Source organism: Comamonas sp. Z1 (genome assembly GCF_008121555.1).
Taxonomy (GTDB): Bacteria; Pseudomonadota; Gammaproteobacteria; order Burkholderiales; family Burkholderiaceae_C; genus Comamonas; species Comamonas thiooxydans.
The window spans coordinates 108,162-117,148 of record NZ_VOQT01000015.1 but is presented as its reverse complement, the minus strand read 5'-3'; the positions used below and the strand labels follow the sequence as shown (position 1 = coordinate 117,148).

Genomic DNA, 8,987 nt, shown 5'->3' with positions numbered 1-8,987 from the left:
GTTGAACCCTCAGAGGACGCACGTCTCCCCGAAGGGATACGCACAATCCCTTCGGGCTAGGTTTAAACAAATGCAGTCGCGAGCGACGGTTGCACCAAGTGGAAGTGGGCACGCTTTCGCGTCAGGGTATGAACCCCTATGCCACCCATTACAGGCAGCCATTCGCTTTTTCCACCATCCCATACCCCCTCATCCAACAGGTTGCCTTACGGCTTCCCTGCCGACACGCTTACGCATGCTGGCGGATAGTGGGGCTTACCACGTTCCCTGACTTGCCGACACGGGCGATTCGCATCGCTGCATGTCTATCCGGTTAGGACTCATCTCTCCTAGAACTGCACTTATGACAACGACTACCCCGGAAAGACGGTTAGTCCTGGCAGCACACCTTTTGGTTATGGCCTATCAGCAGATTTGGCCATTCAATCTTCATCTAGGTTCAAACGATGATTCACTTTACGTTGCCCATGCGGAACTAGCCTGGCCCCTCTACCGCCCTTCTGCTGGCAGTGTCTACATCCGCCCTCGCAGGTCGGATGTACCGCTTGCGCGGGGGTACTTTGTCAGGTGAGCTTCGCACAAACCCATTACTGGTCTTGCACGTCACCGTAGGCTACTTGTGGTTGCACACAAGGTCATGACACTCCATCGCTGGGGAGCATGACAAGGCAGGTCAGAGTTGCACTCTGTGCTTCTTCCATCAGTCAAAAACGTATGCACGTAAGAAGTCCTCCAATGAAGGATTTCTGTTTCTTAGAAATGTCCGCTTGTGGCGGTCAGTGTGATACGGCCGGGACGTGCATTGCACGCGACCACAGCTGAGCCGGACTATTGCAGGAATAGTCAAGCTGATGAGGCTGCCGAAGCTCGGAGCCAGAGACTGGACTGACCCCAGTGGGGTACAGCCTGATGGGAAGAATGTGCCTCGCACCGGACCCTTGGGAGGTCTGGTTGTACGGTTTTCAGAGGCTCAACCGACTACAGAGCGACAAACGTGTCGCACCTTTCCGGCAGATTGTAACGCAGACCCCATAAATCCAGTGCACCGGCCATGTCTTGTGGCAGCGGCGCGTAGTGGACCAGCGGCTTTTTCGTCACAGGGTGCTCAAAGGCCAGCCTGAAGGCATGCAGTGCCTGGCGCTCCAGTCCGCCCTCGGGCTGGCCGCCATACAGCGTATCGGCTATCAGCGGATGACCGAGCGACGCCATGTGCACCCGGATCTGGTGCGTGCGGCCGGTGTGCAGCGTGCAGCGCACCAGGCTATGCGCTGCATCGCCATCGAGTAGATCGAAGTCGGTACGCGCCTGCTTGCCGGGGTGCAGATTCAGATCCACCACCGCCATGCGCAGGCGATTGCGCGGGTCACGGCCGATCGGCGCATCGACTTCGCGGCGCTTGCGGCTGCCCCATTGCTTGTGGGCAAGTGCCAGATACTGGCGACTCACCTCACGTGCAGCGATCATCTTGATGAGCGCATCCATGGTGCTTCGATTGCGCGCCACCACCATCAAACCGCTGGTGTCCTTGTCCAGCCGGTGAACAATGCCGGCGCGCGGCACCTGGCGCGCTTTTTCGTCACGCGCCAGCAGGCCGTTGAGCAGCGTGCCCGTCCAGTTGCCGGGCGCCGGATGCACCACCAGACCCGCAGGCTTGTTGATGACCAGCAGATCCTCGTCCTCATAGACCACCTGCAAATCCATGGTCTCGGGCTGGAAAGCCATGCTTTGCTGGGTGGGGCGCATTTCCACGCGCAGGCGGTCGCCCACGGCCACCTTGACCGAAGGCTTGAGCAGAACCTTGCCGTTGAGCGTGACTGCACCGTCGGCCAGCAACTGCTGCAGATAGCTGCGCGAGAACTCGGACACCCCCAGCGCCAGCACCTTGTCCACACGCTGACCATGATGCTCGGCGCCGACCATGAGCTCTCGGTTCTCGACCTCGGCCGAGGCAATGGCGTCTTCGGCTGCTTCGTCCCAGCTCTGCTCGACCGCGTCAGAAGGCACAAGCCCCTGCGGGGCAGGGGCTTGTGCGGCTTGCTTGCGTTGCGAGGCCATGCTCAACGCGAAGGCAGATAACGCGAAGGATCGACAGGCTTGCCCTGGCGACGCACCTCGAAGTGCAGCTTGACGCGATCGGCATCGGTGCTGCCCATCTCGGCAATCTTCTGCCCCTTCTTCACGGCCTGATCTTCCTTGACCAGCAGAGACTGGTTGTGGGCGTAGGCGGTCAGATAGGTGTTGTTGTGCTTGAGGATGATGAGATTGCCGTAGCCACGCAGGCCGGCACCGGCATACACCACACGGCCATCGGCCGCAGCCAGCACGGGATCGCCGGCCTTGCCGCTGATGTCGTAGCCCTTGTTGCGCTGCTCGTCGAAGCCGGCAATCAACGAGCCGCTGGCAGGCCAGATGAAGTTCACATCATCGGCGCCCTTGGCAGCAGGCGCCGGGCTTGTTGCAGGCGTGGATGGCACTGGCGTTGCGCTTGCAGCCGGGGGAGTCACGGGTGTGGTCGTCGTTGCGGCGCTGCCACCGCCCACAACCACGGGCGCGACACCGCGACCCGAGCCGGACGATGCGACAGGCGCCTCGCGTCCGGGCGGCACCACACGCACCACCTGACCGACTTCAATCACGTTGGGATTGTCCAGATTGCTCCAGCGAGCAATGTCCTTCCAGCTCTGGCCGTGCTCCAGACCAATCCTGATCAGAGTGTCGCCAGGCTTGATGGTGTAGTAACCCGGCTTGCCGGCATTTTCAGCGCCGGGCAGCGACTTGACGTCCACAGTTGAAGACGAGGAGGCCGACTGTCCGCGATCCTCCACAGGAGCCCTGTTTGCCTGGGCAGCACAACCGGCCAGGATGACACCTGCCAGCACGGCCGTTCCCCATGCACCAAGACTTCGCGATACCAACATAAGCTATTCCCTTCTAGGCGATCCCCGATTTTAGAGGGACAAAGTTGACTGCTTCCAAAACTGTCTGCGTAAAACCGTGTGAACTCTTGTCAATCACCAGCAGTGCCTGCTTACCCGCACCCACCACGACCGGAGCCACCAGACGCCCGCCCACCGCCAGTTGATCACACCACTCTTGCGGCACCACATCACCTCCGGCAGCGGAGATGATGCCCGCATAGGGCGCGCCACTGGCAAAACCCACCATGCCGTCACCGAGGATCAGATGCACATTGGACAGGCGCATGGGGCGCAGATGACCGCGCGCCTTCTCGTGCAGGCCACGCAGCCGCTCTATCGAATAAACCTCTTTGGTGAGCATGGACAGCACGGCCGCCTGGTAGCCGCAACCGGTGCCGATCTCCAGCACGCGCCCTTGCCCGTTTCGGGCCGCATCGGAGTCGAGCAGCAGCTCGATCATGCGGGCCACGATGCTGGGCTTGGAGATGGTCTGGCCGAGGCCGATAGGCAGGCTGGTGTCTTCATAGGCCTGATTGACCAGAGCACTGTCGACAAAGCGGTGACGCTCCACCGTGGCCATCGCCTGCAGCACGGCAGGGTTGCTGACGCCGGCCGCACCGATGCGCTGGGCCATGCGGGCACGCACCGTGGATGAGTCCAGCCCCACGCCCACCGGCGAGGCGGCCACACGCAAGGGATTGATGGGCTTGGGAGCAACGGGCGGCCGTGCCGCGCCGGTGCCCGTCTGCACCGAGCGTGCAATCCAGCCCGGGACCTGAGGCGGACGACGCTCGCTCACGATGCGGCCGCCGATGTGTTGGATGGACCCGCCAGCTTGCTGGCCGTCTGCGCCCAATAGCCAAGGTTTTCATGATCGGTCAGATCCACCTTGAGCGGCGTCATGGAGACATGGCCGTGGGCCGTGGCATGGAAGTCCGTGCCTTCGGAGTCGTCCTTTGCTGCGCCGGCACTGCCGATCCAGTACATGGTCTCGCCACGCGGACTCTGCTGCTGAATGGCCTGTTCGGCCGCATGACGGCGCCCCAGGCGACACAGCTTGACGCTTTTGAGTGCATGCAGCGGCATATTGGGAATATTCACGTTCAGCAGCCAGGGAGCTGTACCGATCAGCTGCTGGGCCTGCATCTCCTGAACCATCTGACGGGCTGTTGCAGCCGCCGCTTCCAGCTCGGCCCAGCCCTTGTCCACCTGCGAGAAGGCAATCGAGGGAATGCCGAATAGATAGCCTTCCATGGCCGCGCCCACGGTGCCCGAGTAAATCGTGTCGTCGCCCATGTTGGCGCCGTTGTTGATGCCCGAGACCACCAGATCGGGCCGGTAGCCAAGCAGGCCGGTCAACGCGATATGCACACAGTCTGCAGGCGTGCCGTTCACATAGCGAAAGCCGTTATAGGCCTGGTGCACATACAGCGGTGCATTCAGCGTCAAGGCATTGGACTTGGCGCTGTTGTTGTGCTCGGGCGCCACCACTTCGACGTCTGCCACGGTGCGCAGCGCATCGTGCAGGGCCACGATGCCTGGGGCCTGGAAGCCATCGTCATTGCAAATAAGAATCTTCATGGATGAGGCGGATTGTAGGCGGCTCCAAGGTCACGACAGAGACACGCGGCATTCGCACCACACTTCTATCATCTGCGAGCCGATTCCCCCAATCTCACCTCAAGAAGATCAGGAGACAAGATATGCACGCATGGCTTTGCACCACACCCACCGGCGTCGAGACCCTGAAGTGGACCGAGCAGCCCACGCCACAGCCCGGCCCCGGCCAGGTGCTGCTGGAAGTCAAGGCCGCCAGCCTGAACTTTCCCGATCTGCTGATCGTGCAGAACAAATACCAGATCAAGCCTCCCCTGCCCTTTGTGCCGGGCTCGGAATATGCCGGCGTGGTGCAGGCCGTGGGCGAAGGGGTCAAACATCTCAAGCCAGGCCAGCATGTGGCCTGTCTTTCGGGTACGGGCGGGTTCGCCACGCATACGCTGGCACCCGCTGCCATGTGCATGCCGCTGCCGGCCGACTTCCCCTTTGTCGATGCCGCCGCCTTCATCATGACCTATGCCACCTCCCACCATGCGCTGATCGACCGAGGTCAGCTCAAGGCCGGCGAGACCGTACTCGTGCTGGGCGCGGCGGGCGGCGTGGGCACTGCAGCCATACAGATTGCCAAGGCGGCCGGCGCCCGGGTGATTGCCGCTGCCTCCACCGACGAGAAATGTGCGCTGTGCAAGGCCCAGGGCGCAGACCTCACCATCAACTACAGCCAGGGCGATCTGCGTGAAGCCGTCAAGGCAGCGACAGACGGCAAGGGCCCCGACGTGATCTACGATCCCGTGGGCGGCGATTTTGCCGAACCTGCCTTCCGCTCCATTGCCTGGCGCGGCCGCTATCTGATCATCGGATTTGCCTCCGGACCCATCCCCTCGCTGCCGCTGAACCTTCCTCTGCTCAAGGGCGCTTCCCTGGTCGGCGTGTTCTGGGGCGATTTCGCCAAGCGCGAGCCTCAAAACAATGCCGCCATGATGCAGGAGCTGTCTCAGTGGTGGGCCCAAGGCAGGATCAAGCCCGTAATCGACCGCACCATGCCCATGAGCGAGCTCTTCACCGCCTATGAGCGCATGGGCTCGCGCCAGGTACAGGGCAAGCTGGTGCTGGTCAACGCGTAAAGCTGCGGTAAACCGCGGCGATGCCTGTGGGGTCGGGGAGATACTTCCAGCCACGGGCTACAAAACCCCAACACCGCAGCATCGCCATGTTTTCTCCTCTTCACGCGCCTGCGCCGGATCGCCGGCGCTTTCTGATTGCCTCCAGCCTTGCCACGGCCGTAGGCGCCCTGCCCGCCTGGGTCCGTGCCACGGAATCACTGGCCCACAACCCGTTCACCCTGGGAGTGGCCAGCGGCGACCCGGAGCCCGACAACATCCTGATCTGGACGCGGCTGACAGCACCTCTGGCCTATCTGGGCACAGCGGTCGCGCCAGACCTGGCAGCACAGACCGTGCATTGGGAAGTGGCGCACGATGCCCAGTTCCGCCAGGCCGTGGCCCATGGGCAGACCCAGGCCAGGGCTGAATGGGGCCATGCCGTCCATGTGCAGGTCAACGGCCTGAGTCCGGACCGCTGGTATTTCTACCGCTTCCGCTGTGGCGACGCCTTCAGCACCACGGCACGCTGCCGTACCGCCCCGGCGCCCGGAGCCGATGTGCGCAAGCTGCGCCTGGCCGTAGCCTCCTGCCAGCGCTGGGAACACGGCTTCTACAGTGCCTGGGCCGACGCCGCGCAGGCCTCGCCCGATCTGGTGCTGTTTCTCGGCGACTACATCTATGAATATGCGCAGCCGGCCAAGCCCGATGGACTGGCGCGTGCGCAGCCGCTGCGTACCGCCCAGACCTTGCAGGACTACCGCGACCGCTATGCGCTGCACAAAAGCGATGCTCATCTGCAGGCCGCCCATGCCGCGTGCAACTGGTCCGTCATCTGGGACGATCATGAGGTTGAAAACGACTATGTAGCCCAGTACGGGCGAGGGGACAGTGCTCACTTTCTGGCAAGACGCATGGCGGCCTGGCAGGCTTTCTACGAAAACATGCCGCTGCGTGACAGTGCATTGCAGCGCAACTTTCAAGGCCTGGCGCTGTACCGCTGCCTGCAGTGGGGCAAGCTCGCCAGACTGCATCTGCTGGACGGCCGCCAGTACCGCGATCTGCAGGCCTGCCGCCCGGAGGGCAAGGCCAGCACCGGCACCGTGGACCCGGCCGAATGTCCCGCCCTGCAAGATCCGGCGCGCAGCTTTCTGGGCTGGGATCAGGAGCGCTGGCTGGCCCGGCAGTTGCAGGACGATGCACGCGAGAGGGTCGACGCCACCCGCTGGAGCACCGTGGTGCAGACCACCTTGTTCTCGGCCCGCAAGCATCCCAATGGCAGGCAGTCGACCGACAGCTGGGACGGCTACCCTCAGGCCCGCCAGCGCCTGGTACGCCAGATTGCAGAAAGCCAGCCGCGCAACAGCGTGCTGCTCGGCGGGGACATTCACCAGAACTATGTCTGCGCCATTGCGGCCCAGGCCGATCAGGCTCCGGACAGAGTCAATCCGGTGATTGCCAGCGAGTTCTGCGGCACCTCCATCAGCTCGCACAGCGGCACCACACAAGCCAGGGTCGATGCCATCGTGGCCCACAACCCTCAGGTGCTTTTCGCGCGCTGCGAGGAGCGCGGCTACAGCCTCGTGGATATCACGCCGCAGTCCATGACCACGGAGCTGCGCGCCGTGAGCAACCCGCTCCACGCCGACAGCAGCCTCTATACGCTGGCACGCTTTGTGGTCGAGGACCGCCGCCCCGGTCCTGTGAAGATCGCCTGATGCGCTGCGGCATACTCGGGTCATGCAAAACACACAGGCCTCGAGACCCGAACTTCCCCTGTGGCGCGGTACGGCGGCCGCCCTTCTGATCGCGGGGCTGCTCACAGGCTGCGGCCTGCCTCCCCTGCCGGATCGCATGGCCAGCGAGGCCCTGAGCGCCGAGCAGGCCCTGCAAACCCGGCTCGGCCAGGCGCTGGCGCCGCTGCAGCAGGCACATCCTGGGCAGAGCGGCATCCATATGCTGGCCGATGCCCATGACGCCTATGCCGCCCGCGCCCTGCTGGCCCGAGCCGCGCAGCGCACGCTCGATGTGCAGTACTACATCTGGCGCAACGACACCACCGGCCATTTGCTGCTCGATGAGCTGCTGCTTGCGGCAGACCGCGGCGTGCGCGTGCGCCTGCTCTTGGACGATGGCGGCACCGGCGGCATGGACGCCACCCTGGCCGCCCTGGACCAGCACCCTCTAATCGAGGTGCGGCTATTCAACCCCTTCGCCCTGCGCACGCCCAAGGCGATTGGCTATGTGACGGACTTCGCACGCACCCAGCGGCGCATGCACAACAAGAGCTACACGGCCGACTCCTCCGCCACCATCGTGGGCGGGCGCAATATCGGCGACGAGTACTTTGCCGCATCCGACGGCGTGCTGTTCGCCGACCTCGATGTGGTGGCCACAGGCTCGGTGGTGGGCGAGGTGGCAGCGGAATTCGACCGTTACTGGAACAGTCCCTCCGCCTACCCTGCAGCCAGCCTGCTGCCCGCCATGCCACAGCAGGCCGTGGACAAGGTCTATGCAGGCCTGCACGCCGATGTGAATCGCCCCGAATCACAGGCCTATGCGCAGGCCGTCAGCCGCAGCCGCTTCAGCACCGATTTGCTGGCAGGTCAACTGCCGCTGCAATGGGCCGAGACCACCCTGGTCAGCGACGACCCGGCCAAGGTCCTGCGCGAAGCCGCGCCCGAGGACTTGCTGCTGTCCCAGCTCCAGCCTGTGATTGGCCAGCCACAGCAGTTGCTGGAAGTGGTGTCGCCCTATTTCGTGCCCACCCAGGCTGGAGTCGACGCCTTTGGCCATCTGCGCCAGCAAGGTGTGCGGGTGCGCATTCTGACCAATAGCCTGGAAGCGACCGATGTGGCCGTGGTGCATGCCGGCTACGAGAAATACCGCAAGCCGCTGCTGAAAATGGGCGTGGAACTCTACGAGATGCGCCGCCAGATCGATCTGCGCAACCAGCCCGCAGCCAACGAGCCGGACAAGACACCAAGGAGCGAGCCTGCCGAAAAGACTCCCAAGCGCGAAGCCCCCTCACCTGCAGCGCTGAGCGGCAGCTCCGCCACCACGGGCAGTTCGGGCGCCAGCCTGCATGCCAAGACCTTCGCGGTCGACGGCAAGCAGCTCTTTGTCGGCTCCTTCAACTTCGATCCGCGCTCGGCCATGCTCAACACCGAAATGGGCGTGGTCATCAAAGACCCGGCCTTGAGCCAGCAGGTCAGCACCTCGCTGGATCAACATCTGCCGTACATGGCCTACAAGGTGCAACTGGACGCGCAGGGCGGGCTGAGCTGGACGGGCCAGAGTCCGCAGCCGCCCCATGAAGCCCAGACCTTCAGTGCCGACCCCGGCACCAGTTGGTGGCAGCGCTTCATGGTGCGGGTGCTGAGCTGGCTGCCCATCGAAGGATTTTTGTAAC

At 63.5% G+C, this 8,987-nt stretch carries 7 protein-coding genes; 3 read left to right on the top strand and 4 right to left on the bottom strand.

All coding sequences use genetic code 11. The features are described 5' to 3' along the window. Window positions 1–978 precede the first annotated feature (978 nt). The 4 genes from FSY45_RS21620 to surE are packed head-to-tail and all read right to left on the bottom strand — an operon-like array spanning window position 979 to window position 4,499. A complete protein-coding gene (locus tag FSY45_RS21620; protein WP_046461975.1) occupies window positions 979–2,055 on the bottom strand; it encodes an RluA family pseudouridine synthase in 1,077 nt (358 codons plus the stop codon). Between the two features lie 2 nt (window positions 2,056–2,057). Continuing rightward, window positions 2,058–2,918, bottom strand: coding sequence for a peptidoglycan DD-metalloendopeptidase family protein (locus FSY45_RS21615; RefSeq protein WP_003063839.1), 861 nt, complete (start codon window positions 2,916–2,918; stop codon window positions 2,058–2,060). Window positions 2,919–2,931: 13 nt separating this feature from the next. Further along, window positions 2,932–3,717: a protein-L-isoaspartate(D-aspartate) O-methyltransferase gene (locus FSY45_RS21610; RefSeq protein WP_034361763.1), complete on the bottom strand. Its 786-nt coding sequence runs from the start codon at window positions 3,715–3,717 to the stop codon at window positions 2,932–2,934. Next, on the bottom strand, window positions 3,714–4,499 hold the full coding sequence (gene surE, locus FSY45_RS21605; protein ID WP_003063843.1) for a 5'/3'-nucleotidase SurE: 786 nt from the start codon (window positions 4,497–4,499) through the stop codon (window positions 3,714–3,716). The genes FSY45_RS21610 and surE overlap by 4 nt, the downstream gene beginning before the upstream one ends. A gap of 122 nt (window positions 4,500–4,621) precedes the next feature. Between surE and FSY45_RS21600 the strand changes: the two genes are divergently transcribed. The 3 genes from FSY45_RS21600 to FSY45_RS21590 all read left to right on the top strand — a co-directional run bounded on the left by FSY45_RS21600 (window position 4,622) and on the right by FSY45_RS21590 (window position 8,986). Then, on the top strand, window positions 4,622–5,599 hold the full coding sequence (locus FSY45_RS21600) for an NADPH:quinone oxidoreductase family protein (RefSeq protein ID WP_046461976.1): 978 nt from the start codon (window positions 4,622–4,624) through the stop codon (window positions 5,597–5,599). An 86-nt stretch (window positions 5,600–5,685) separates the two neighbouring features. Next, window positions 5,686–7,293, top strand: a complete 1,608-nt coding sequence (locus tag FSY45_RS21595) for an alkaline phosphatase (RefSeq protein ID WP_046461977.1) — start codon at window positions 5,686–5,688, stop codon at window positions 7,291–7,293. Window positions 7,294–7,315: 22 nt separating this feature from the next. Continuing rightward, the gene (locus FSY45_RS21590; protein ID WP_046461978.1) at window positions 7,316–8,986 is read left to right on the top strand and encodes a phospholipase D family protein; all 1,671 of its coding nucleotides are present in this window, start codon (window positions 7,316–7,318) and stop codon (window positions 8,984–8,986) included. Window position 8,987 lies beyond the last annotated feature (1 nt).